This window comes from Azospirillum fermentarium (assembly GCF_025961205.1).
Taxonomy (GTDB): domain Bacteria; phylum Pseudomonadota; class Alphaproteobacteria; order Azospirillales; family Azospirillaceae; genus Azospirillum; species Azospirillum fermentarium.
In genome coordinates this window covers 687,091-707,652 of record NZ_JAOQNH010000002.1, presented here as the reverse complement: position 1 = coordinate 707,652, position 20,562 = coordinate 687,091, and the positions used below count along the sequence as shown (strand labels likewise).

General features: G+C 66.5%; 22 protein-coding genes. 19 read left to right on the top strand and 3 right to left on the bottom strand.

Annotated elements, in window-relative coordinates; all coding sequences use genetic code 11:
• Positions 1-37: 37 nt before the first annotated feature.
• Genes M2352_RS17970 through M2352_RS17960 form a run of 3 tightly spaced genes read right to left on the bottom strand, consistent with a single transcriptional unit; the run spans position 38 to position 2,662 of the window.
• Positions 38-913, bottom strand: a complete 876-nt coding sequence (locus M2352_RS17970; protein ID WP_264665880.1) for an amidohydrolase family protein — start codon at positions 911-913, stop codon at positions 38-40.
• 26 nt (positions 914-939) lie between these two features.
• Entirely contained in the window at positions 940-1,998 is a 1,059-nt protein-coding gene (locus M2352_RS17965) for a 4-oxalomesaconate tautomerase (RefSeq protein WP_264665879.1), read from the bottom strand.
• Positions 1,991-2,662: a 4-carboxy-4-hydroxy-2-oxoadipate aldolase/oxaloacetate decarboxylase gene (locus M2352_RS17960; RefSeq protein ID WP_264665878.1), complete on the bottom strand. Its 672-nt coding sequence runs from the start codon at positions 2,660-2,662 to the stop codon at positions 1,991-1,993. The genes M2352_RS17965 and M2352_RS17960 overlap by 8 nt, the downstream gene beginning before the upstream one ends.
• A 282-nt stretch (positions 2,663-2,944) precedes the next feature.
• On the opposite strand from M2352_RS17960, the gene M2352_RS17955 reads away from it, so the two are divergent.
• The 19 genes from M2352_RS17955 to M2352_RS17865 all read left to right on the top strand — a co-directional run bounded on the left by M2352_RS17955 (position 2,945) and on the right by M2352_RS17865 (position 20,555).
• Positions 2,945-4,168, top strand: a complete 1,224-nt coding sequence (locus tag M2352_RS17955; RefSeq protein WP_264665877.1) for a LysR family transcriptional regulator — start codon at positions 2,945-2,947, stop codon at positions 4,166-4,168.
• Positions 4,169-4,302: 134 nt separating this feature from the next.
• Positions 4,303-5,205 (top strand): DUF1932 domain-containing protein, encoded by a 903-nt coding sequence (locus tag M2352_RS17950; protein ID WP_264665876.1) that lies wholly within the window; start codon positions 4,303-4,305, stop codon positions 5,203-5,205.
• A gap of 47 nt (positions 5,206-5,252) precedes the next feature.
• Entirely contained in the window at positions 5,253-6,200 is a 948-nt protein-coding gene (locus M2352_RS17945; protein ID WP_264665875.1) for a Gfo/Idh/MocA family oxidoreductase, read from the top strand.
• Between the two features lie 29 nt (positions 6,201-6,229).
• Positions 6,230-7,222 carry an aldo/keto reductase gene (locus tag M2352_RS17940; protein WP_264665874.1) on the top strand — a complete coding sequence of 331 codons (993 nt, stop codon included), beginning with the start codon at positions 6,230-6,232 and terminating at the stop codon, positions 7,220-7,222.
• 71 nt (positions 7,223-7,293) lie between these two features.
• Positions 7,294-8,478: an ABC transporter substrate-binding protein gene (locus M2352_RS17935; protein ID WP_264665873.1), complete on the top strand. Its 1,185-nt coding sequence runs from the start codon at positions 7,294-7,296 to the stop codon at positions 8,476-8,478.
• A gap of 69 nt (positions 8,479-8,547) precedes the next feature.
• Complete coding sequence (locus M2352_RS17930; protein WP_264665872.1) at positions 8,548-9,417, top strand: branched-chain amino acid ABC transporter permease; 870 nt, start codon at positions 8,548-8,550, stop codon at positions 9,415-9,417.
• Positions 9,414-10,433 carry a branched-chain amino acid ABC transporter permease gene (locus M2352_RS17925; protein WP_264665871.1) on the top strand — a complete coding sequence of 340 codons (1,020 nt, stop codon included), beginning with the start codon at positions 9,414-9,416 and terminating at the stop codon, positions 10,431-10,433. Before M2352_RS17930 ends, M2352_RS17925 begins: the two co-directional genes overlap by 4 nt.
• Positions 10,430-11,194: an ABC transporter ATP-binding protein gene (locus tag M2352_RS17920; protein ID WP_264665870.1), complete on the top strand. Its 765-nt coding sequence runs from the start codon at positions 10,430-10,432 to the stop codon at positions 11,192-11,194. The genes M2352_RS17925 and M2352_RS17920 overlap by 4 nt, the downstream gene beginning before the upstream one ends.
• Positions 11,181-11,900 (top strand): ABC transporter ATP-binding protein, encoded by a 720-nt coding sequence (locus tag M2352_RS17915; RefSeq protein ID WP_264665869.1) that lies wholly within the window; start codon positions 11,181-11,183, stop codon positions 11,898-11,900. The genes M2352_RS17920 and M2352_RS17915 overlap by 14 nt, the downstream gene beginning before the upstream one ends.
• Positions 11,901-12,237: 337 nt before the next feature.
• Positions 12,238-12,834: a DUF4255 domain-containing protein gene (locus M2352_RS17910; RefSeq protein WP_264665868.1), complete on the top strand. Its 597-nt coding sequence runs from the start codon at positions 12,238-12,240 to the stop codon at positions 12,832-12,834.
• Positions 12,834-14,078 (top strand): T9SS type A sorting domain-containing protein, encoded by a 1,245-nt coding sequence (locus tag M2352_RS17905; protein ID WP_264665867.1) that lies wholly within the window; start codon positions 12,834-12,836, stop codon positions 14,076-14,078. Before M2352_RS17910 ends, M2352_RS17905 begins: the two co-directional genes overlap by 1 nt.
• Before the next feature lie 69 nt (positions 14,079-14,147).
• On the top strand, positions 14,148-16,046 hold the full coding sequence (locus tag M2352_RS17900) for a phage tail sheath family protein (protein ID WP_264665866.1): 1,899 nt from the start codon (positions 14,148-14,150) through the stop codon (positions 16,044-16,046).
• A 50-nt stretch (positions 16,047-16,096) separates the two neighbouring features.
• Positions 16,097-16,546, top strand: a complete 450-nt coding sequence (locus M2352_RS17895; protein WP_264665865.1) for a phage tail protein — start codon at positions 16,097-16,099, stop codon at positions 16,544-16,546.
• 24 nt (positions 16,547-16,570) lie between these two features.
• Positions 16,571-17,059 (top strand): phage tail protein, encoded by a 489-nt coding sequence (locus M2352_RS17890; protein ID WP_264665864.1) that lies wholly within the window; start codon positions 16,571-16,573, stop codon positions 17,057-17,059.
• Between the two features lie 30 nt (positions 17,060-17,089).
• A complete protein-coding gene (locus M2352_RS17885; RefSeq protein WP_264665863.1) occupies positions 17,090-17,296 on the top strand; it encodes a DUF5908 family protein in 207 nt (68 codons plus the stop codon).
• 2 nt (positions 17,297-17,298) lie between these two features.
• Positions 17,299-18,000, top strand: coding sequence for a CIS tube protein (locus M2352_RS17880; protein WP_264665862.1), 702 nt, complete (start codon positions 17,299-17,301; stop codon positions 17,998-18,000).
• Positions 17,997-19,799, top strand: a complete 1,803-nt coding sequence (vgrG, locus tag M2352_RS17875) for a type VI secretion system tip protein VgrG (protein WP_264665861.1) — start codon at positions 17,997-17,999, stop codon at positions 19,797-19,799. The genes M2352_RS17880 and vgrG overlap by 4 nt, the downstream gene beginning before the upstream one ends.
• A gap of 23 nt (positions 19,800-19,822) precedes the next feature.
• Entirely contained in the window at positions 19,823-20,122 is a 300-nt protein-coding gene (locus tag M2352_RS17870) for a PAAR domain-containing protein (RefSeq protein WP_264665860.1), read from the top strand.
• A gap of 4 nt (positions 20,123-20,126) precedes the next feature.
• On the top strand, positions 20,127-20,555 hold the full coding sequence (locus M2352_RS17865) for a GPW/gp25 family protein (protein WP_264665859.1): 429 nt from the start codon (positions 20,127-20,129) through the stop codon (positions 20,553-20,555).
• Positions 20,556-20,562 lie beyond the last annotated feature (7 nt).

Sequence of the window (20,562 nt, the reverse complement as noted above, 5' to 3'; positions counted from 1 at the left end):
GGCTGATGCCCGCGCCGGCGTTTGAGGCCAGTGGTATTTAAGTGTTCCAGTAAAGGCGCATCGGGTTGTCGATGAGAAGCGCCTTCTGCTTCTCTTCGGTGGTGGCGATCCGCGGGATCACGTCCACCAGATGCCCGTCGTCGGGCATGTGGGATTTCATGTTCGGGTGCGGCCAGTCGGTGCCCCACAGCACGCGGCCGGGGAAGGTATCGACCAGCGTGCGGGCGAACGGCACCACGTCGTCGTAGGACGGCGGCCCCTGCAGGCTCAGGCGCTCGGGGCAGCTCACCTTGCTCCACAGGGTGGGCAGGTCGTGCATCAGCCCGACGAAGCGCTGGAAGTCGGGATGATCGACGCCCTTGGCGATGTCGGGGCGGCCCATGTGGTCCACCACCACGACGGTGGGAAGCTGCTTGATGAAGGGGATCAGCCCCTCCAGATCCTGCGCTTCGAAATAGACCACGATGTGCCAGCCGAACTTGGCGATCTTCTCGGCGATGCCGAGGAAGACCTCTTTGGGCGTGGAGTCCACCAGACGCTTGACGAAGTTGAAGCGCACGCCGCGCACGCCGGCCTCGTCCATCTCGCGCAGTTCATCCTCGGTCACGTTCGGCCCGACCGAGGCGACGCCGCGGGCCAGACCGTTCGATGCCCGCAGCGCATCCACCAGCGCCCGGTTGTCGCGGCCGTGGCAGGTGGCCTGGACGATCACGTTCCGCTCGAAACCCAGGAAATCGCGCAGCGCGAACAGCTTTTCCTTGGGCGCGTCGCACGGCGTGTACTTGCGTTCCGGCGCATAGGGGAAGACGTCGCCGGGGCCGAACACATGGCAATGGGCATCGACCGATCCCGGCGGCGGGCGGTAGGCCGGCTTGCTGGGATTGGGGTGGAACGGCAGGTAATCGGCGTCCATGGATGGTCCCTTTTCGAAAACCGGTATCAGTCGGCGAAGATCACGCCGTCGAACAGCTTGCGCGCGGTGCGCAGGATGGCCGCGCGGGTCACCTGCCCGCCCTCGTCCGTTTCCAGCACCACCGTCATCTCGCCGGTCGGATGCTCGATGCTCAGGCTCTTGCGCCGCCCCTCGGGCACCACGGCCAAGGCTGCGGCGGGCGATCCCGGCAGGGCGCAGGCGGTGGCGACGCTGACCGCCCCCAGCACGCCGATGGAGGCGTGGCAGCGGTGCGGGATGAAGGTGCGGGTGGAAATCGCCCCGCCATTCACCGCCCGGCTGACCAGCGACATCTTCGGCACCGATTTGTCGCGCACGTCGCCCAGGTTCATCAGCGGTCCGGCCTTCAGCCGGATGGACTCCAGCCGGGCCTTCAGCTCGGTGTTGCCGTCGAGATCCTCGCGGGTCTCGTCGCCGCGCACGCCCAGATCCTCGGCCCGCAGCACCACCACCGGCATGCCGTTGTCGATGCAGGTGACGGCCACCCCGTCGATCTCGTCCACCGCGTTGCCGGTGGGCAGCAGCGTCCCGCAGCTCGACCCGGCGGTGTCGCGGAATTCCACCGGAATGGCCGAGGCCGAGCCGGGAACCCCGTCGATGCGGGCATCGCCGCGGTAGCTGACCACGCCGCCCGGCGTCGGCACCAGCGCTTCGGCCACTTGGCCCGTGTTTTCCATGAAGATGGTCACCGGGGTTTCACCGTCGCGGGCCGCGACCAATCCGCGTTCGATGGCGAACGGCCCGATGCCGGCCAGGATGTTGCCGCAGTTCTGGGCGTCGGTGACCACGGGCTTGTCCACGAACACCTGCAAGAACAGGTAATCCACGTCCACGCCCGGCCGCTCCGACTTTTTCACCACCGCGACCTTGGAGGTCAGCGGGTCGGCCCCGCCCATGCCGTCGATCTGGCGCGGGTCGGGCGATCCCATGGCGCGCAGCAGGAAAGCGTCGCGCGCGCCGGTGTCCGCCGGCAGATCCCCGGCCAGGAAATACCCGCCCTTGGAGGTGCCGCCGCGCATCCACATGCAGCGCACGCCGTCAGACATATTTCAGCCCCTTTTCCGCCAGCCGCGGACGCATGTCGTAGATGTCGAGGCCCAGTTCGCCGGCAGCAAGCCGGACGCGCTTTTCCTCTTCCTTGGCGATGCGGGACTGGGCGGCCTTCAGCACCGTGGCGGCGTCGTCGCGGCGGACCACGCACACGCCGTCGTCGTCGGCCACGATCACGTCACCGGCGTTGATGGCGGCCCCGGCGCAGACGATGGGCACGTTGACCGACCCCAGCGTCTCCTTCACCGTGCCCTGGGCGCACACCGCCTTGGACCACACGGGGAAGCCCATTTCGGTCAGGGTGCGGATGTCGCGCACGCCGGCGTCGATCACCAGCCCGCGGCAGCCCCGCGCCATGGCCGAGGTGGCCAGCAGGTCGCCGAAATAGCCGGCGTCCGACGGCGAGGTGGGGGCCAGGACCAGGATGTCGCCCGCCTTGAGCTGTTCGATGGCGACGTGCAGCATCCAGTTGTCGCAGGGTGCGGCGGAAATGGTCACCGCCGAGCCGGCCACCTGCGCCCCGGCATAGATGGGCCGCATGTACGAGGCCAGCAGGCCGATCCGCCCCTGCGCTTCATGGACCGCGGCCACGCCGCATTCAGCCAGTCCGGCGATCACCGCCGCATCGGCCCGTTCGATGTTTTGCACGACGACGTTCATCACTGTCCATCCGCGAGTTCGGGGATAAGACCGCGGGGAAGCGTCCACAACCTGACGGATTCCGCCCATGCGGAGTCCCTTCATTGTCCAGCGCATACCTCCGTCTGCACGGGGCTGAGCCGCTGGTGGCCGTGGTGTCCCGCTCCCTCGGGAATTCTTCTCAAGCTTTGATGAAGCCATCATCCGCTCATGCGGCCGCTTTTTCTATTTCGATCTCGCGGCGATCGTATAAGCTTTTGCTATAGGCCTTTCCAATCCCATGTTGCGGCGCAGCAAAATCCCATGAAAGAGATCCCCAACATCCGCCACCTGCGTGCCTTCTGCGAGGTGGCCCGCCGCGGGTCCATCAGCCAGGCGGCGGAGCATGTCCACCTGTCCCAGCCCGCCATCACCCAGGCCATCGCCAAGCTGGAGGAGGAGGTGGGGGCATCCCTGTTCGACCGCCGCCCCGACGGCATGAGCGTGTCGTCGGCGGGTGCTTTGTTCCTGGAGCGGGCGGAGCGGGCCATCGACCGGCTGCGCACCGGCACGCGCGACGCGATCCGCATCGGCGGGCGCAAGGGTGTCCGCGGTTTCCCCGATTTCGACCAGTTGCTGACGGCGGCGCAGTTGCGGGCGCTGACGGCAGTGGCGGACGCCGGCAACTTCAGCCTCGCCGCCCGCAACGCCGGCATTTCCCAGCCGACCATGCACCGGGCCGCCCGCGACCTGGAACGGCTGTCGGGGCTGGGGCTGTTCGTGCGCACCCCGACCGGAATCACCACCACGCCCGCGGCCAAGGCTCTGGTACAGCATGTGAAACTGGCCCTGGCCGAGCTGGAGCAGGGCTTTGCCGAGGTGGCGGAAACCCGCGGCGGCGACACCACCCGAATCGTGGTGGGCAGCATGCCCCTGTCACGCCCCTTCATCCTGCCCACGGCAATCAACAGTCTGGTGCGCGACCGTCCCGATGTGGAAATCGACGTCATCGACGGTCCTTATGATGATTTGTTGCACGGGCTGCGCCATGGCGAGATCGACGTGCTGATCGGCGCGCTGCGCGACCCGCTGCCCATCGCCGACGTGGAGCAGGAACCGCTGTTCGACGATCCGCTGGCGGTGGTGGCCCGCGCCTTCCACCCCTTGAGCCGCAAGCCGGGGCTGACGCTGGATGATCTCAGGGACTATCAATGGGTGCTGCCGCGCCGGGGCACGCCCACCCGCGACCGCTTCGAGATGCTGTTCGGCACCACCCCGCCCCGCGGCCTGATCGAGACCAGTTCGCAGATTCTGGTGCGTGGCCTTCTGCTGGGCAGCGACCGGCTGACGCTGGTCTCGGTCCATCAGATTCGCCACGAACACGACCTGGGCCTTCTGGTGGTGCTGCCGCTGGACCTGCCCGACACGGCACGGCCCATCGGGCTGACCATCCGCCGGGGCTGGCGCCCCACGCCCATGCAGGAACGGTTCATGGCGCTGCTGCGCGAAGCGGGGGGGCAGGCGGTGTCGCCGGTGCGGCGGACGTGAGAGCCATTGGTTTTCCGTTCACAGGGCTATTTAAAAATCGAATAGCCCGGCCCGTCATCGAATTTCCTCTGCGGTGTCCGGTGGGATACCCCTAGAATACATACGGACCGATGGCTGAAGGATGCGAGGCGGCGATGACGCAGACGGGCAAGGTGGCTTTCATCGGCTTCGGGGAAGCGGCGACCGCTTTCCGCACCGGCTGGCGTGACGCGGGGGTGACGGCGCCGGTTGCCGCCTTCGATATCAAAACCGCATCACCCGATCCCGCCGTCAGCAACCTGAAGTGGTCGAATTACGCCGCTGCCGACGTGACGGGCGGGGAGACGCTGGCCGCGGCCCTGGATGGGGCGGCCATCGTCCTCTCGCTCGTCACGGCCGATCAGGCGCTGGACGCCGCGCGGGCCGCCGCCGCCTGCATTCAGGATGGTGCGCTCTACTGCGACGGCAATTCCTGCGCCCCCGGCACCAAGGAAGAGGCCGCCCGGCTGATCGAGGCGGCGGGCGGGCGCTATGTGGACACCGCGGTGATGGCCCCGGTCTATCCCAAACGCCACCACACGCCGCTGCTGCTGGCCGGCCCCCACGCCGACGCCGCATTGGCCGCCCTGAGCGCGCTCGACATGAAGGCCAAGGTCGCCGGGCCGGTGGTGGGTGCCGCCTCCTCCATCAAGATGATCCGCTCGATCATGATGAAGGGGATGGAGGCGCTGTTCCTGGAATGCGTGCTGGCCGGGCGCAAGGCCGGGGTGGACGATGTGGTCCTGAGTTCGCTGGACGTCACCTACCCCGGTTTCGATTTCAAGGCCAAGGCCGCGTATATGCAGGAACGGGTGATGACCCACGGCATCCGCCGCGCCGCCGAAATGCGGGAGGTGGCGCGCACCGTGGACGATCTGGGCCTGGGCGGCACCATGGCGCGGGCCGCGGTGGAATGGCAGCAGCGGGTGGGCGATCTGAAGCTGAACGCCGCCGCCATCGGCCCCGACAATTACGGCGCGCTGGCCGACGCCATCCTGGCGAAGCTCGACAATCCCTGATCCGCGCCCCTGCGAACGAACAAGAATTCCGTTTTGACGAGGAAACAATGAAGATCTGCGTTGCGGGCGCCGCCGGCGCCTTCGGCATGAAGCACCTGGAAGCCGTTTCCGCCATCGATGGGATCGAGGTGGTGTCGGTGGTCGGCGGCGGGCCGGACGATATCGAAGGCTTCGCCAAGGCCCGCGGCATCCCCCACTGGACCAAGGATCTCAAGGAAAGCCTGGAGCGCAGCGACGTGGAGGCGGTGATCCTCGCCACCCCCACCCCGGTCCACGCCTCCCAGGCCATCCAGTGCCTGGAACACGGCAAGCACGTGCTGGTGGAGATCCCCATGGCCGACAGCCTGGCCGACGCCGAGCGTCTGGTCGAGGTGCAGAAGGCCACCGGGCTGGTCGCCATGGCCGGGCACACCCGCCGCTTCAACCCCAGCCACCAGTGGATCCACAACCGCATCAAGGCCGGCGAGCTGAAGGTTCTGCAGATGGACGTGCAGACCTATTTCTTCCGCCGCACCAACATGAACGCGCTGGGTCAGCCGCGCACCTGGACCGACCATCTGCTGTGGCACCACGCCTGCCACACGGTGGACCTGTTCCAGTACCAGACCGGCGAGGTGGCCGATAAGGTCCAGGCGCTCCAGGGTCCGATCCACCCGACGCTGGGCATCGCCATGGACATGAGCATCGGCATGAAGGTGCCGTCGGGTGCCGTCTGCACCCTGTCGCTGTCGTTCAACAACGACGGGCCGCTGGGCACCTTCTTCCGCTACATCTGCGACAACGGCACCTACATCGCCCGGTACGACGACCTGTACGATGGCAAGGAGAACAAGATCGACCTTAGCGGCGTCACCGTGTCGAACAACGGCATCGAACTGATCGACCGCGAGTTCTTCTCGGCCATCCGCGACAAGCGGGAACCGAACGCCAGCGTCGCCCAGTGCCTGCCGGCCATGCGCACGCTGCACCGTCTGGAAGAATGCCTGAACGCGTAACACGGCACGGCGAAGAAGGATTGATGGCAATGGAAAAGCGCACGCTGGGGCCGTTCTCCGTGTCGGCCGTGGGTCTGGGCTGCATGAACCTGTCCCACGCCTACGGCGTGCCGCCGTCGCCCGAACACGCGGGCGCCATCCTGCGCCGGGCGCTGGATCTCGGCATCACCTTCTTCGACACCGCAGCACTCTATGGGTTCGGGGCCAACGAAACCCTGCTGGGCGAGGTTCTGGCGGGCCGGCGGCACGAGTTCGTGCTGGCCAGCAAATGCGGCATGTTCCGCAACGATGCCGGCGTGCGCGAGATCGACGGGCGGCCCGAGGTGCTGAAGCGCACCTGCGAGGACTCGCTGCGCCGCCTGCGCACCGACGTCATCGACCTCTATTATCTGCACCGCTGGGACAAGCGCATTCCCATCGAGGACAGCGTCGGCGCGCTGGCCGATCTGGTGAAGGACGGCAAGATCCGCACCATCGGCCTGTCGGAGGTGTCGGCCTCCACGCTCCGCCGCGCGCACGCCGTGCACCCCATCACGGCGGTGCAGAGCGAATATTCCCTGTGGAGCCGCAACCCGGAAATCGCGGTGCTGGACGCCTGCCGCGACCTGGGCACGGCCTTCGTCGCGTTCAGCCCGCTGGCCCGCGGGTTCCTGACCGGCGCCCTGACCGAGGTGGAGACGCTGGAGGCCAAGGACATTCGCCGGGCCATGCCGCGCTTCACCCCCGCCCTCTTCGCCGCCAACCAGCCGTTGCTTGAGGGAGCAACGGCGGTGGCGGCCAAGGTGGGCTGCACCCCCGCCCAACTGGCCCTGGCCTGGGTCCTGGCGAAGGGTGACGACATCACCGTCATTCCCGGCACCACCCGTCTGGATCATCTGGACGAGAATGCCGGGGCGGCGGCGGTGAAACTGGATGCCGCGACGGTGGCGGAACTGGACGCCCTGTTCCCGCCGCACGCCGTTCACGGCCCCCGGTACAACGCCGCCACCCAGGCGGAAATCGATACCGAAGAGTTCACGTAAAACCATCGTCACCCCTGCCCCGCAACAACAGCAAGACCAGCGGGTGGGGGCCGATCCTTGTGGGAGGAATCATGTCTGGAACGCTGCGCAGCACCCTGCTGGGTGCCGTCTTCACCATCGCTCTCGGCACCGGTGCGGCCTGGGCCGGCACCATCAAGGTGGGCGTGGTCGCCCCCTTCTCCGGCCCCTTCGCCACTGTGGGCAAGACCTTCAAGGAAGCGATCGAGGTCTATCAGGCCCAGCACGGCAAGACCGTCGGCGGCGACACCGTTGAATTCATCTACAAGGATCTGGATCAGGCCAACCCGGCCCAGAGCAAGGCGCTGGCCCAGGAACTGATCGTAAAGGAAAAGGTGGGATATCTCGCCGGCTTCTTCTTCACCCCCGACGCGCTGGCCGTCGCCCCGCTGATCGACGAAGCCAACATCCCCTGCGTCATCTTCAACGCCGCCACCTCGGCCATCACCGAAAAGTCGCCGCGCTACGTGCGCACCTCCTTCACCTTGTGGCAGAACACGGTGCCGCTGGCCCAGTACGTCGCCAAGCAGGGTGTGACCAAGGTCGCCACCGCGGTCAGCGACTACGGCCCCGGCATCGACGGCGAAACCGCCTTCAAGAAGACGTTCGAGGGCGAAGGCGGCCGGGTGGTGGACAGCATCCGCATGCCGCTGAAGTCCACCGACTTCGCCCCCTTCATGCAGCGCATCAAGGATTCGGGCGCCCAGGCCATCTATGCCTTCCTGCCCGCCGGCCCGACCACGCTTGCCTTTGCGAAGGCGTTCAACGACACCGGGCTGAAGGCCAAGGGCGTCAAGTTCTACGGCCCCGGCGACATCACCCAGGAACCCGACCTGCCGGCCCTGGGTGACGCGGCCGACGGCATCGTCACCACCTTCAACTACAGCCAGGTCCACGATTCCGACCTGAACCGCGCCTTCGTCGCCAAGCACAAGGAGCTGTTCGGGTCCACCGACACCGTGACCTTCACCTCGGTCGGCGCCTATGACGGCACCCACGTCATCTACAAGATGATCGAGGCCACCGGCGGCAAGTCCGACGGGCTGAAGGCGGTGGACGCGGTAAAGGGCATGACGTGGGAAAGCCCGCGCGGGCCGCTGAAGATCGACCCCGAGTCCCGCCATGTGACCCAGACCATCTATCTGCGCGTGACCGAGCCGAAGAACGGCAAGCTCCAGAACACGGAGATCGCCGCCTTCCCCAACCAGCCGGACTACGGTTTCAAGGCCGGTAAGTAATCCCCTTGGGCTTACCGCCCACCGTCCGCCGGTGCTGCCGGCGGGCGGCGGGCGGCTGGGAGTCACGCTATGGAAACGGTATTCGGCATCGCCGTGGACGGCGTTGCGTACGGGATGATCCTGTTCATCATCTCGGTCGGGCTGTCGGTCACGCTGGGGTTGATGCGGGTGGTCAATCTGGCCCACGGGGCCTTTGCCATGGCCGCGGGTTATGTCGCCTCCTACGCCGCACAGGATATGGGGCTGCCCTATGGGCTGGCCCTGGTGGCGGCGGTGCTGCTGACGGTGGCGGCGACGCTGCCGCTGGAAAAACTTCTCTACCGCCGCATCTACGGCTCGGCCAACGAACTGGCCCAGGTGCTGCTGACCATCGGCCTGACCTTCGTCATCGTCGCCACCATCAACTATCTGTTCGGGCCGACGCTGAAACGCGTGCCGTTGCCGGAGATGCTGACCGGCACCCTGAATCTCGGGCCGAAATCCATTCCCATCCACCGGGCGTTCGTGATCGGCATGGGGGCCGTGACCATCCTGGCCCTGTGGTGGCTGCTGGAACGCACCAGCTTCGGCATCCGGCTGCGGGCGGCGGTGGATGATCCGGCCATGGCCGCGGCCCTGGGCATCCGCACCGAACGGCTCTACATGGCCACCTTCGCGCTCGGCACCGGGCTGGCGGCCATGGGCGGTGTCCTGGGGGCGGAACTGCTGCCGCTGGAACCCTATTACGCCATCCGCTACATCGTGCTGTTCCTGGCCGTGGTGGCCGTGGGCGGGGCGGGCAGCATCTTCGGGTCCGCCATGGCGGCGCTGACGCTGGGGGTGATCGACACCGCCGGCAAGTATCTGATCCCCAATTTCGGCGAGTTCTTCTTCTACGCCGCCCTCATCCTGATCCTGTTCCGCTGGCCACACGGCTTCTTCCAGGGGAGGTCGGCATGAGCGCCCACGGGACCGACACCATGACCACCGGCACCACCCCCCTTCCCCGCCGCACCACCCTGCCCACCCTGGTGGCCGACGCCGTGCCGGTGGTGGCCATGGCCGCCGTCGGCCTGGGCGCCTTCTGGCTGTTCCCCAACGATCTGGGGCTGCTGACCCGTATCACCGCTGCGGCATTGTTCGTCATGTCGCTGGATATGGTGCTGGGCTATTGCGGTATCGCCACGCTGGGCCACGCCGCCATGTTCGGCACCGGGGCTTATGCCGCCGGCATCGCCGCGGTCAACTGGGTGTCCGACCCGCTGGTGCTGCTGGGCATCGGCGGGGTGGCCGGCGGTTTGATCGCACTGCTCACCGGCGCGCTGATCCTGCACGCCCGCGGGCTGACGCTGCTGATGCTGACCATCGCCGTCGCCCAAATCGTGCAGGAGGTCGCCAACAAGGCCCGCGACTGGACCGGGGGCAGCGACGGGCTGTCGGGCATCGACCCCGCGCCGGTGCTGGGGCTGTTCCGCTTCGACCTGTATGGCCGCACATCGTACCTGTTCGCGCTGGCGGTGCTGATCGTGGGCTTTCTGGTGGCGCGGCGGATCGTGCGCTCACCCTTCGGGCTGGCCTGCCGGGGTGTGAAGGAGGAGCCGCTGCGCATCGCCGCACTCGGCGGGTCGCCGCGGCGCTATCTGGTGTCCATGTACGGGGTGGCCGGGGTGTTCGCCGGCATCGCCGGTGCCCTGACCGCCATCACCAGCGGCATCGTGGGCCTGGACAGCGCCGGCTTCTCATGGTCGGCGGAGGCGATGATCATGCTGGTGCTGGGCGGCACCGGGCGTCTTTACGGTGCGGTGATCGGCACCGTGGCGTTCATGGCGATCCACCACATCCTGGCGTCCACCGATCCGTTCCACTGGATGCTGTTCATCGGGCTGTTCCTGATGGGGATCGTCCTGTTCCTGCCGGGCGGCATCGCGTCGCTGTCGGCCCGTCTGATGCCGCTGGTGAAGGGAGTTCGGTCATGACCGGGACACCGCTGTTGCAGGTGGATGGCCTGAGCAAGAATTTCGGCGGGCTTCAGGTGTCGTCCAACATCACCATGGAGCTGCGCAAGGGCGACCGCTGCGCGCTGATCGGCCCGAACGGGGCGGGCAAGACCACCTTCGTCAATCTGGTCACCGGGGTCATTCCCCCCACCGCCGGCACCATCCGCATCGAAGGCCACGACGTGACCCGCCAGTCGGCGGAAGCGCGGGTGCGCCGCGGGCTGATCCGCTCGTTCCAGGTGGCGCGCCTGTTCCGCAGCATGACCGTGCGCGAGCATCTGGAACTGGCGGTGCTGGAGCGCACGGGCCGCACCTTCCGCCTGTTCGCCAACGTCCGCCGCATCCCCGGCCTGGCCGACGAGGTGGCGGAGCTGCTGGAGGGCATGGGCCTGACCCCGGTGGCCGAGACCGCCGTGGGCACGCTGGCCTATGGCCAGCAGCGCCTGCTGGAAATCGCGCTGGCCCTGGCCATGAAGCCCAAGGTTCTTATTCTGGACGAGCCGGCGGCGGGCGTGCCCCATTCGGAAAGCCACCGCATCCTCGACGCGCTCGACCGGCTGCCCGACGATCTGGCGGTGCTGATGATCGAGCACGACATGGATCTGGTGTTCCGCTTCGCCAAGCGCATCATCGTGCTGGCGCAGGGGCAATTGCTGTGCAGCGGCACGGCGGCGGAGATCACCGCCGACCCCCGCGTGCGCGAGGTCTATCTGGGGAGCCGCGCCAATGCCCACCACTAACAACGCCAAGGGACTGTTGGAGATTTCCGGCCTGACCGCCGGCTACGGCGAGACCCGCATCATCGAGGATCTGGGCTTCTCCGTGCCGCCCAAGGGCCGGGTGGCGCTGCTGGGCCGCAACGGGGTGGGCAAGACCACCACGCTCGCCACCCTGGTGGGCCAGACCAACCGCCACGCCGGGTCCATCCGGCTGGACGGGGTGGAACTGACCGGCATGTCTTCGTCCGCGCGGGCGGAAGCGGGCCTGGGCTTCGTACCCCAGACCCGCGACATCTTCAAATCGCTGACGGTGGAGGAGAACCTCATCACCGGGCTGAAGAACCGCCCCCGCTCGGCCCTGGAGGAAGCCTATGCCCTGTTTCCCCGGCTGAAGGAACGGCGCAGCAACGGCGGCGGCCAGCTTTCCGGCGGCGAGCAGCAGATGCTGTCCGTCGCCCGCGCCCTGCTGGGCCAGCCGTCGGTGCTGCTGCTCGACGAACCGCTGGAAGGGCTGGCCCCCGTCATCTGCGACCAGTTGATGGAGGCCCTGTCCCATCTGGACATGACCCTCATCCTGGTGGAACAGCAGGTGGACCGGGCGCTCGACTTCGCCGACACCGTGGTCATGCTGGACCGCGGGCAGGTGGTCCATATGGGACCGGCGGCGGAAGCGCGCGACGACCACGCGCTGATGGAACGCCATCTGGGCGTGGCGCTGGCGGCGTAGCGCATCCCTCTCCCCCCTTCAATGATGGCCACGGATTCCAGGCCCCTGCCCCCCGGCAGGGGCCTGCCGCCGTTCCGGCATCACCGCCACAGGTGGAATTCCCACTCTTCACCATTGCGTTACGCAATATCAGAAGTTGCTTTATTCGATTTTCTTCGGATTACTCAATATCCCTACAAATAGACAATGCTTCGAGTCGGCTCGATAATATAATTGGAACTATATAACATTCTTGACAATTCCCGATGGCGTAATCATATCTAAAAATAGTTACAAGATTACAGTTTATCATACGTTGGTATGTTTTAATTATAACTTAAGATAGGGCCAATCCGTCATGGATTTGATTCGCTCAACCCTGGAAGCTATTCAAAAGAGACTGAATTCTTATTTGAGCAATATTGAGAATAGGCCAGATGATTGGGTGACCCTGACCAGCTTGGTCGGACATGACGGCAGCGTCAATGAAAACGCCAAGAACAAAGTCGTGATGAGCGTTTACAGCATCACGAATGAAACCACGATCAGCACTTATGCGGCAACACAACCGGGGGTCAATCAATATTATACGGTGAATCCTCCGATCTATATTGATCTTTATCTGATTTTATTGGCGAATTTTACCGACAATCAATACGCAACGGGGCTGGGTGCGATTTCCCGGGTCATTTCGTTCTTCCAGCAGAGCCCGGCCCTGACCCACGCCAACTGCCCCGACCTGCCGCCGCAGACGGAAAAGATCACGCTGGAATTCGTGAACATCAACCCCGTCGAGATCAATTACATCATGGGGATGCTGGGAACGAAATACCTGCCCAGCGTCTTCTACAAGCTGCGCATGCTGCCGTTCAACGGCGACACCACCATGACGGCGCGGTCTTACGCCGTTCAGGGCGGCGGCATTTACGAAAAAGCGCCGGGAGCCGGGGGCTGATGAGCCGCAGCGCCTCCACCACGCGCCGTTTCCAGTACCGGCCGCCCGTGCAGCCCGCACCGGGGCAGGGTGCGGCGGGCAGCGTTCGGGACGACCGCTACACCCTGCTGTTCCGCATCGACTTCCGCCACCGGTTCTTCAACAACGTCCGGGACCATTGCCCCGGCTTCACCGTCACCCCGTCGCCGGACAGCGTGGCGCTGATGAGCCAGCTCAATCTGCTCTTCCGGGCTGGCGAGGCCGGGTTCGCGGTCTATTACAACCGGGCCGACGCGCAGGGCCTGATCGCCTATTTGCGCGCCCAATCGGCGACACCGGCCAGTCCGGGCGACGGGCAGCCCGGCTGCTGGACCCGCCTGACCTTCACCTTGCAATCGGGCAACGCCGATTTCGTCAACATCACCGACCTGCCGATCACCACCAACCCCAACCAACAGAACCTGTACGCCTGCAACAGCCAGGCCCACGCCGACGGGCCGGTGATCCGGTTCTGCCGGGGGGATTACCTGTCGCAGCAGGATCTCTATCCCGTCACCGGGACCGAGATGACCGTGCCGGTCAGCCCCGGACAGGTGGTGACCGTCACCGACCTGTCCGGCGCGGTCGTCAAGAAGGAACCCGCCCCGCCGCCCAGCGCGCAGGCGGTGCAGATAACCATCGACTTCTCCGGCCTTCCCCTGGGGATCTACACGGTCACCACCGCCGACGGCGATGGCACCGAGGTCTCCGCCAGCACCGTCGTCTACACCGTCGGCGACCCGGCGCCGCTGTGCCTGCTCGACGTTCTGCTGACCCAGCCGAACCCGTCCATGACGGGGATCTATCCCGTGCCGCCGCTGTGGGAGGACCAGGGCGGCGGCGATGACGACGCCATGGGCAACGTCACCTATGTCCTGCCGTTTCAGGCGCGCTCCACCCAATGGCGCTATTATCTGTCGCCGCTGGGGCCGGGGGGGACATTCAGCGGTCTGCGGATCGAGGGCAGCGGTGCGGATTTCACCCAGGCCCCCCAGCCGGTGCTTCTGCCCAACGGGATTCCCGCGGTCCTGTTCACGTCCCTCTCCGCGCTGCCGCTGCGCCAGTATCCCACGCAGCGCTTCCGGTTGACCGGCCAGCGCAGCGACCCCGACGGCAGCGAACAGGACATCAAAATCGACCCGCTGCCGGCGGCGGCGGCGTCCCCGGTCTGGCCGGCGGCGGCCGGCGGCGACGGGGGCGTTTCGGAAATTTTCATCTACGCCTGACGCTCCGCCGCCCACCGGCGGAACGGCACGGCGCCATTATCCACCCCGACCGCGAAGGAGCGGAGTTCTATGGCCAGCAGTTATATGAACCGCAAGACGCCAGGCGTCTACATCACCGAATTCCCCGCCTTCGCACCGTCGGTGGTGGGGGTGGCGACCGCCATTCCCGTGTTCATCGGCTATACCGCAACCGCCAAGGATCCCAGCAGCGGCAAACCGGTCTACAATCAGGCGATCCCCATCGGTTCGCTGGCCGATTTCGAGAGCTATTTCGGCGGCCCCTTCGACACCAAGTACTATGTCAGCGAGGTGGCCTCATCCGCTCCCGCCTCGCCGGCCAGCCCCGTGACGTCGCCGGCCAGCCCGGCGGTCGCCAGCCCGTCGTTGGGCACCACCCTGCCGTACGATTTCCAGGCGTGGTTTTCCGACGTTCTGTCGAACGAGGTGACCACCGGATCCCCGGCATCCCCCGCCTCGCCGGCATCGCCCGCGAAGTCATCGCCTGCCAAGTCCTCGCCGTCCCTTGCGCCGCAGCTTCTGAATTACGAGGTCACGCCCAACAACCCCAAAGTCGCCGGCTCGGACCCGGATCAGGTGGCGCGGTTCAACCTCTACACCGCCGTCCAGCTTTTCTACAACAACGGCGGCGGCAACTGCTACGTGGTGTCGGTCGCCAACTATTACGGCACGCAGGAGGTTTCCGCCTCTCCCTCGCAGTCGCCGATCCAACTGTCCAGCGCGTCCAGCGAGGCGCTGAAGGGCGGCCTGACGGTGGCCCAGCAGACGACGGGGCCGACCATGGTCGTGGTGCCCGACGCCTGCCTGCTGAAATACCAGATGGTCAGCGACGGCACCACCACCGCGTCGGGCAGCCCGTACAGCGACGTGGTGTGCGGCATGCTCAGCCAGTCGGCCTCTCTGAAGGACCGCGTGGCGATCCTGGACCTGCCGGGCGCGGTGAATGCGGACAACTGGACCCCCACGGGGCTGGAGACGACCCGCACCGCGTTTTATGAGGCGACCAGCGCCGCCGCGGACAGCTTCAGCTACGGCACCGCCTATGCCCCGGCGATCGAGGTGTCGGTCCTGACGTCCAGCGACGTCAACTACACCAGCCTGTACGGCGACAGCACCGGCGACACCTATCCCAGCATCGTGCTGATGAACCAGCTGCTGACCACCCAGGCCACGCAGACCTACAGCGGGACCAAGCTGACCGAGGTGCTGGGCTACGTCTCCACCGCCTACCCGCCCGACGGCAAGCCGCAGGCGTGGAGCAACAGCCTGACCCAGAGCCAGATCAACAGCCAGATCACCACCACCAACAACTATCTGCTGAACGCCCTGCCGCTGCTGGGACAGATTCTGCAGATCATGCTGGACAAGCTGAACGTGGCCCCGCCCAGCGGCGCCATGGCCGGCATCTGGACCAAGAACGACGCCAACAAGGGCGTGTGGAACGCCCCGGCCAACGTCTCCCTGCTGTCGGTCGTCGCCCCCAAGGTGACCCTGACCGACGAGCAGCAGGAAGATTACAACGTGCCGCTGAACGGCGAGTCCATCGGCCTGTTGCGCACGTTCCCCAACCGCGGCACGGTGGTGTGGGGTGCCCGCACGCTCGACGGCAACAGCGGCGATTACCGCTACATCCAGGTGCGCCGCACCCTGGTCTATATCGAGCAGTCGATCAAGGCGGCGATCCAGCCGTTCGTCTTCGCCCCCAACGTGGGCCAGACCTGGACCACGGTCATCAGCATGATCTCCAACTTCCTGACCGGCGTCTGGTCGCAGGGCGGGCTGATGGGCGACAAGGCCTCGGACGCCTTCAGCGTGCAGTGCGGGCTGGGCACCACCATGACCTCCCAGAACATTCTGGACGGCTACATGATCGTGTCGGTCACGCTCCAGATGGTCCGCCCGGCCGAATACATCGAACTGACCTTCACCCAGACCATGCAGGGGTCGTAACGGCGCCCCAGGACGGCCGTCCCCCCACACGCCATTGACGGGAGAGCATTATGAGCGGCGAAACGCAGAACAATATTTGGCCCCTTCCTAAATTTTACTTCTCGGTCCAGATCGGCGGCAGCACCGTCAGCTTTCAGGAGGTCAGCGGGCTGGACTCCGAAGCCCGGCCCATCGAATACCGCCACGGCGACAGCCCCAGCTTCTACCCCATCAAGATGCCGGGCCTGGGCAAGGTGGGCAACGTGACCATGCGCAAGGGCATCTTCGTCAACGACAACACCCTGTGGAACTGGTTCAACCAGATCAAGATGAACACCATCCAGCGGCAGACGGTGGTCATCAACCTGCTGGACGAAACCGGCGCGCCCAAGATCGTGTGGACGCTGAACAACGCCTGGCCGACCAAGATCACCGGCACCGACCTGAAGTCCGAAGGCAACGAAGTCGCGGTCGAAAGCGTCGAGGTCGCGTACGAAACCCTGGTCGTGGCCACCCAGTAAACCGACGGTGCGGGCGTTCCAGCCATGACGACAACCTCTACGGTCCTTTATCCGGCACCGGCGTTCAGCTTCTCCGTCTCGGTGGCGGGCAGCAGCGGTGCGGCCCAAGGCACCACCCAGTCGGACGCGAGCTTTCAGGAGGTGTCGGGGCTGGACGCCCGGATCGACGTGGAAGAATTGCAGGAGGGGGGCGAGAACCGCTACGTCCACCGCCTGCCCAAACCCACCCGCGCCAGCAATCTGGTGCTGAAGCGGGGCTTCGTCACCGGGGCCTCCTATCTGGCCACGTGGGCGGGGCAGACGGTGGGGTCCACCTATGCGGCCCCCATCACCACCAACACCATCGTGGTCATGCTGCTGGGGACGGACCGTTCACCCCTGGCGGCGTGGAATTTCGAGCGGGCGTGGCCGGTGCGCTGGGTCACCGGCCCGTTCGATTCCATGAAGAACGACGTGCTGACCGAGGTGCTGGAGTTCTCATATTCCACGGTCACGCGCATCGCCGTGCCGTAACCGCCGCCGAACCGAAACCGGGGAGTGTCCATGCCTTTGGAAATCAGCGAGATCGGGGTGCGCATGGCGGTCGGCGGCCCGGCGGCCCCCGCCGCCGGCGAGGACGGGCAAGGCCGGGGCGGGAACGGCGGCTGCGGCTGCGAGGACGGCGGCCTGACCCCATCCCAGATGGATGCGGTGGTCGAGCGCTGCATCCGCGAGGTGCTGCGCGCGCTCAAGGCCGGGCAGGGGCGCTGATCATGGCCGGCGGCCTGGAAAAGATGATCATCACGGCCTATTCCGACCAGAACTTCACGGCTCAGGTCGGCGATCCCTATACCGTGTGGATCAACCCGGCCTCGTACTCCTACCAATACGCCATCTGCTACAACGACCGGCAGGCGCAGGGCAGTGGCGGACCGTCGCCCAACTTCAACCGTGTCGGCCCCGACAGCGTGTCGTTCGAACTGGTGTTCGACGCCACCGGCGTGGTGCCCAGCCCGATCACCGGCACCCCCGACGCCCCCGCCGACGGGGTGGCCGGGCTGATCGACAAGTTCAAGGCGCTGGTGCTGCAATACAACGGCAAGATCCACAGCCCCAACTTCGTGCTGCTGTCGTGGGCGCAGCTCCAGTTCCAGTGCCGGCTGAAGACCCTGAACATCAACTACACCCTCTTCAAGCCCGACGGCACGCCGCTGCGCGCGCGCATGGCGGTCAGCTTCCTGGGCTTCACCAGCGAACAGCAGCTCGCCAAGCAGGAAAACAAAAGCTCCCCCGACCTGACCCACATCGTCACGGTGGTGGCGGGGGATTCGCTGCCCACGCTGTGCTACCGCATCTACGGCAGCAGCCTCTATTACCTGCGCGTCGCCGAATTCAACGGGCTGAACACGTTCCGCACGCTGGTTCCCGGCACTCAGCTTCTGTTCCCCCCCCTGGACCGGACCGCCGCCCAATGACCGCCCCCTCCCCCGTACAGCTTTCCGGCGCGCTGGTCAGCTTCACCATCACCGCCAACGGCTCGGCCCTCGACAGTTCGTGGCAGGTGGTGTCCATCGACGTGTGGCACGGCGTGAACAAGCTGCCCAAGGCGCGGCTGGTCATCACCGACGGCGATGCCGCCACCGGCACCTTTCCCATCAGCGAGAGCAGCACCCTGATCCCCGGCGCCACCCTGACCATCGGCCTGGGCTATGACGGCAGCGAGACGACGGTGTTTTCCGGGATCATCTACCGCCAGGGGCTGGAAATCGGCGAGAACACCGCCTCCCGCCTGGTGGTGGAGGCGACGGACAAGGCCATGGCCATGACCCTGGCCCGCGGCAACGCCATCTATGAAAACATCACCGACAGCGCGCTGATCACCAAACTGATCACCGGCGCCGGGCTCACGGCGTCGGTCACCGCCACCAGCGCCACCCAGCCGACGGTGGTGCAGTACTATGCCAGCGCCTGGGATCTGATGGTGATCCGGGCGCAGCTCAACGGCATGATGGTGATGGCCGACGCCGGAAAGGTCACCGTCGCCCCGCCCGATACCAGCCAGTCGCCGGTGCTGACCGTGACGTTCGGCGATTCCATCCTGGATTTCCAGGCGGATATGGACGCCGCCACCCAGTACAGCGCATCGGCCATCCAGAGCTATGCCTGGGATCCGGCGACGCAGGCGCTGGCGAAATCGGGCGCCGCCGCCACCTCGGTCTCGGCGCCGGGCAACATCTCGTCCGCCGATCTGGCCAAGGTGTTCGGGATCACCCAGTTCCTGCAGCAGACCGGCGGCACGCTGGGCACGGCGGACCTGACCGCGTGGTCGTCCGCCGACCTGACCAAGAACACCCTGGCCAAGAACCGCGGGCAGGTCAGCTTCCAGGGCAGCGCCCTGGCCAAGACCGGCGCGATGATCACGCTGGCCGGCCTGGGCGGCCGGTTCAACGGCGATTACGTCATCGGCGCCGTGCATCATTCGGTGACCGGCGGCTTCTGGCGGACCACGGTGGAGGCCGGGCTGTCGCCCGACTGGTTCAGCGCCACCACCCCCGACATCCCCGCCCCCGGCGCGTCGGGGCAGTTGCCGCCGGGGCCCAACCTCCAGACCGGGCTGGTGCAGAAGATCGCCACCGATCCCGACGGCGAGTTCCGGGTCTACGTCACCCTGCCGCTGCTGCAGGCCCAAGGCTCGCTGGGGGTGTGGGCACGGCTGGGCAGCTTCTACGCCTACAACGGCATCGGCGCCGAATTCTACCCCGAGGTGGGGTCCGAGGTGGTGGTGGCGTTCATGAACGGCGACCCGCGCTTCGCCGTCATCGTCGGCAGCCTGTACAGCAAGAAGAACCCGCCCCCCGTCACGCCCGCGGCGGAAAACAACCAGAAGAGCATCGTCACCCGCGCCAAGCTGCGCCTGGATTTCTTCGAGGACAAGAAGGCGGTGGAGATCAGCACCCCCGGCGGCCAGAGCGTCCGGCTGGACGACGACGCCAAGAGCATCACCGTCAAGGACATGAACGGCAACACCGTCACCCTGGACGGCAGCGGCGTGACGGTGAAGAGCAAGAGCAACATCAGCCTGTCGGCGGGGGGAAACGTCACCGTCTCCGCCGACGGCAACCTGTCGCTGTCGGCCAACGGCACGGTCAGCGTGAAGGGGGCGACCATCAAGCAGACGGCGGACGCCAGTTTCAGCGCCCAGGGCAGCGCCGAGGCGAAGCTCACCTCCTCCGGGATCGTGACCGTCCAGGGCGCCCTGGTGAAGATCAACTGAGACCGGAGAGGACGAGGACCGCCATGCCCCCCGCCGCCCGCCTGACCGACATGCACGTCTGCCCGATGGAAACGCCGGGCGTTCCCCCCATTCCCCACGTGGGGGGGCCGGTGCTGGGCCCCGGCTCGGCCACGGTGCTGATCGGGGGGCTGCCGGCGGCGCGGGTGGGCGACACCTGCTTTTGCGTCGGCCCGCCCGACAGCATCGCCAAGGGATCGGCCACCGTGCTGATCAACAGCATGCCGGCGGCGCGCATGGGCGACAGCACCGTCCACGGCGGGTCCGTCGTCATGGGCCTGCCCACCGTCATGATCGGGGGATAGGGCCATGACCTACACCGACGACGCGCCGTTCCTCGGCACCGGCTGGAGCTTCCCCCCCACCTTCGACCGCACGGCGGCGTCGGTGACCATGAGCAAGGGGGTGCAGGACATCAAGGAAAGCCTGTGGATTCTGCTGTCCACCCGGCTGGGGGAGCGGCTGATGCTGCCGGCCTACGGCGCGTCGCTGTGGGACAAGGTGTTCACCACCCTGACCACCACCGCGGCCAACCAGATTCGTTCCCTGGTCGCCAAGGCCATCCTGGATTGGGAGCCGCGCATCGACGTGGAGGAGGTGAGCGTGGAGACCATCGACTACCGGGCGGGGCAGGTCCAGATCACCATCGCGTTCCTGGTGCGCCAGACCAACGTGCGCAGCAATCTGGTCTATCCCTTCTACCTGATCGAGGCGACGTTGCCGCCGCCGCCGACGTGATCCGGCC

What these genes read in the sequence shown, in the direction of transcription:
- M2352_RS17970 (WP_264665880.1), bottom strand. Translation starts at nt 913, where the DNA reads ATGGACGCCGATTACCTGCCGTTCCACCCCAATCCCAGCAAGCCGGCC.
- M2352_RS17965 (WP_264665879.1), bottom strand. Translation starts at nt 1,998, where the DNA reads ATGTCTGACGGCGTGCGCTGCATGTGGATGCGCGGCGGCACCTCCAAG.
- M2352_RS17960 (WP_264665878.1), bottom strand. Translation starts at nt 2,662, where the DNA reads ATGAACGTCGTCGTGCAAAACATCGAACGGGCCGATGCGGCGGTGATC.
- M2352_RS17955 (WP_264665877.1), top strand. Translation starts at nt 2,945, where the DNA reads ATGAAAGAGATCCCCAACATCCGCCACCTGCGTGCCTTCTGCGAGGTG.
- M2352_RS17950 (WP_264665876.1), top strand. Translation starts at nt 4,303, where the DNA reads ATGACGCAGACGGGCAAGGTGGCTTTCATCGGCTTCGGGGAAGCGGCG.
- M2352_RS17945 (WP_264665875.1), top strand. Translation starts at nt 5,253, where the DNA reads ATGAAGATCTGCGTTGCGGGCGCCGCCGGCGCCTTCGGCATGAAGCAC.
- M2352_RS17940 (WP_264665874.1), top strand. Translation starts at nt 6,230, where the DNA reads ATGGAAAAGCGCACGCTGGGGCCGTTCTCCGTGTCGGCCGTGGGTCTG.
- M2352_RS17935 (WP_264665873.1), top strand. Translation starts at nt 7,294, where the DNA reads ATGTCTGGAACGCTGCGCAGCACCCTGCTGGGTGCCGTCTTCACCATC.
- M2352_RS17930 (WP_264665872.1), top strand. Translation starts at nt 8,548, where the DNA reads ATGGAAACGGTATTCGGCATCGCCGTGGACGGCGTTGCGTACGGGATG.
- M2352_RS17925 (WP_264665871.1), top strand. Translation starts at nt 9,414, where the DNA reads ATGAGCGCCCACGGGACCGACACCATGACCACCGGCACCACCCCCCTT.
- M2352_RS17920 (WP_264665870.1), top strand. Translation starts at nt 10,430, where the DNA reads ATGACCGGGACACCGCTGTTGCAGGTGGATGGCCTGAGCAAGAATTTC.
- M2352_RS17915 (WP_264665869.1), top strand. Translation starts at nt 11,181, where the DNA reads ATGCCCACCACTAACAACGCCAAGGGACTGTTGGAGATTTCCGGCCTG.
- M2352_RS17910 (WP_264665868.1), top strand. Translation starts at nt 12,238, where the DNA reads ATGGATTTGATTCGCTCAACCCTGGAAGCTATTCAAAAGAGACTGAAT.
- M2352_RS17905 (WP_264665867.1), top strand. Translation starts at nt 12,834, where the DNA reads ATGAGCCGCAGCGCCTCCACCACGCGCCGTTTCCAGTACCGGCCGCCC.
- M2352_RS17900 (WP_264665866.1), top strand. Translation starts at nt 14,148, where the DNA reads ATGGCCAGCAGTTATATGAACCGCAAGACGCCAGGCGTCTACATCACC.
- M2352_RS17895 (WP_264665865.1), top strand. Translation starts at nt 16,097, where the DNA reads ATGAGCGGCGAAACGCAGAACAATATTTGGCCCCTTCCTAAATTTTAC.
- M2352_RS17890 (WP_264665864.1), top strand. Translation starts at nt 16,571, where the DNA reads ATGACGACAACCTCTACGGTCCTTTATCCGGCACCGGCGTTCAGCTTC.
- M2352_RS17885 (WP_264665863.1), top strand. Translation starts at nt 17,090, where the DNA reads ATGCCTTTGGAAATCAGCGAGATCGGGGTGCGCATGGCGGTCGGCGGC.
- M2352_RS17880 (WP_264665862.1), top strand. Translation starts at nt 17,299, where the DNA reads ATGGCCGGCGGCCTGGAAAAGATGATCATCACGGCCTATTCCGACCAG.
- vgrG (WP_264665861.1), top strand. Translation starts at nt 17,997, where the DNA reads ATGACCGCCCCCTCCCCCGTACAGCTTTCCGGCGCGCTGGTCAGCTTC.
- M2352_RS17870 (WP_264665860.1), top strand. Translation starts at nt 19,823, where the DNA reads ATGCCCCCCGCCGCCCGCCTGACCGACATGCACGTCTGCCCGATGGAA.
- M2352_RS17865 (WP_264665859.1), top strand. Translation starts at nt 20,127, where the DNA reads ATGACCTACACCGACGACGCGCCGTTCCTCGGCACCGGCTGGAGCTTC.